This is a genomic window from Bremerella sp. JC817 (genome assembly GCF_040718835.1).
Classification (GTDB): domain Bacteria; phylum Planctomycetota; class Planctomycetia; order Pirellulales; family Pirellulaceae; genus Bremerella.
The window spans coordinates 1-361 of sequence record NZ_JBFEFG010000106.1; the positions used below are offsets into that span (position 1 = coordinate 1).

Below are 361 nucleotides of genomic sequence, written 5' to 3' on the forward strand. Positions count from 1 at the left end.
CACGCCTTCCAGGCCGCGGGAATCCACCAGGTCCTCGTCCGGTTCCGCGACTCGAAGCTCCACCCCAACCCCGACCGCGCCGAGCCCTTCTACGAGGCCACCGCCCAGGTCGCCGTCTCCGCCGCCGAGCCAAATGGGGAGCCGATCCCGCTCCGCGCCGTCCGTCGCGGGCCCGCCACGCTCCAGATCCAATTGCGCGATGCCGACGGCCGGCCCGCCCCGGGGACGGCCCTGCTCGTCACTCCCGGCTGGGACGAATCGATCGACTTCGCCGCGACCACCGACGAGACTGGCCTGGCCCGGTTCACCGAACTGCCCAGCGGTTCCTACCGCATCCGAGCCATCCTCGACGGCCTCGACC

General features: G+C 72.3%; 1 protein-coding gene. It reads left to right on the forward strand.

Features of this window, described 5'->3' with window-relative positions:
• A partial coding sequence (locus AB1L30_RS00485) for a carboxypeptidase-like regulatory domain-containing protein (RefSeq protein ID WP_367011392.1) occupies window positions 1-361 on the forward strand: 361 nt, incomplete at both ends.